3 protein-coding genes are annotated in these 1,601 nt (G+C 65.7%); all 3 read right to left on the bottom strand.

Features of this window, described 5'->3' with window-relative positions; translation table 11 throughout:
- Positions 1 to 288: 288 nt before the first annotated feature.
- Entirely contained in the window at positions 289 to 639 is a 351-nt protein-coding gene (locus tag ACSVIE_RS21040; protein ID WP_442425151.1) for a hypothetical protein, read from the bottom strand.
- 74 nt (positions 640 to 713) lie between these two features.
- The gene (locus ACSVIE_RS21035; RefSeq protein WP_442425150.1) at positions 714 to 989 is read right to left on the bottom strand and encodes a hypothetical protein; all 276 of its coding nucleotides are present in this window, start codon (positions 987 to 989) and stop codon (positions 714 to 716) included.
- Between the two features lie 52 nt (positions 990 to 1,041).
- A complete protein-coding gene (locus ACSVIE_RS21030) occupies positions 1,042 to 1,476 on the bottom strand; it encodes a hypothetical protein (protein WP_442425149.1) in 435 nt (144 codons plus the stop codon).
- Positions 1,477 to 1,601 lie beyond the last annotated feature (125 nt).

Below are 1,601 nucleotides of genomic sequence, written 5' to 3'. Positions count from 1 at the left end.
GACAAACAGGTCCGGGCACGGCGGAGCTCTGCGAGGCCGGGACCGGGCCCAACAGCCGGCCACGGAGCGAAGCGGAGTGGACGCCCAAAAGGGTGCGAGCCCTGGCGAGCATGCTCCCCCGGACACGCATCCGCCCAGGGCAATCCCCCGCATGGGCTTGCCGCGCGCACCAGGTGAGCAACAGCCGGCCCTGTTGCGGGAACGGCGGTCCGCCGCCGGCGACCACCCACCAGTGCCGGCCACCCGCGGCGGACCGCCCGCCCACGCAAGGCGAACGGCCCACCGGGCCTATTCGCGGCGGTCGTGGAGCGGGATGGCTCCGTACTGTCCGGCTGCGCGCCGGAATCGTGAGTCGCTGCTGAAGATGAACGTGCCGCCGAACATGTACCACGGGGCGGGTTCGTCGTCCGGGGTGACCGGTTCGGCGTGGATCACGGTTTCGCGGCGGAAGTTCTCGTTTTTGACGAGCCGGACGGCGGGCCGTTCCTCGGTGGCTTCGAAAACGGGGTCGATGCCCTCGCCGATGACGGTCACCTCCATGACGCGGGCGGAAATGCCCTGATTGGAGAAATCCGTGCCCAGGGCGTCACGGTAGATCAGTGCGGTGATGCCTTTGGGGGCGGTGGTTTCGTTGCTCATGCTGGCTCCTTTGAAGTGGTGTGGGGCTGTACTGCCCGACTCTGGCCGGGCAGTACAGCGGCTCTCGGTTCCTGCTAGAGGAATGTGGGGCGGTGTTCTGCGGCGAACAGGACGCCCACGGCTTCGTTGTGCCAGTCCAGTGCCGCGTATTGCCGGGTGGTGTTCAGTTCGGCCGGGTTCACGTGGGCCTCGGAGGTAACGGCTTCGGCCATCCCGCGCAGGTGCGCGGCGAGGTCGGCGGCGGAGTCTGCGCTGTAGGTCACCGGCGACTTTTCAACGATCGCCGCGAGGGTTTCGAGGAAGACCACGGCTTGGGCGGGGGTCTGGGAGATAGTGCGGGGTTCGGTCATTGTTCCTGGTCCTTTGCTGTCGGTGGTGCGGGGCACCGGCTTGTGATGCGGGTTAGGCTGCTGCGCTTTGGAAGGTGGGCGGGATCCGGTAGCGGCTGGGAAGCTCCGCAGCGGCCAGCGGCAGGTCTGCCGGTCCGTGGGCCTGTCCGTTCTTCCAGTGGTAGAAAGCCTGTTCCGTGATGGCGTCCCAGAACCGGGCCTTGGTCCGGTAGAACGTCGTTTTGACGTCGCCCTCGCAGTACGTGGCCATGCCGAACAGGTTGCCGATTTCATCGGCCGTGCGGATCCCGGCGACCATGACATAAGGCCACTGTCCGAGGTCCCAGCCATCGGATCCCCAGCTAGGAATCACGGCCCAGCCGTGTTCTGAGATGAGTTCCATCCAGTCGTAGCCGCCGTTCATGTGGTAGTTGCCCAGCACGGTGACGCCGTGGATGGTTTCGGCGGTGTCCTCAGTGGTGATGGTCTGGACGCTGATTGCGTTCATGGTTGTGTGTCCTTTGCAGAGGAATAAGTGAGGGAGCGGTGTGACCCGGCCAGCTACTTTCTTTCCTCCCCCGTTGTTTTTTGGCTGCTGGCGAAGCTTGCGGAGCTGTGGCCGACGGAGGCCTG

The sequence above is a fragment of the Paenarthrobacter sp. NCHU4564 genome (genome assembly GCF_052156435.1).
Classification (GTDB): domain Bacteria; phylum Actinomycetota; class Actinomycetes; order Actinomycetales; family Micrococcaceae; genus Arthrobacter.
The sequence above is the reverse complement of the archived record's forward strand: the minus strand, read 5'-3'. Positions and strand labels throughout refer to the sequence as shown.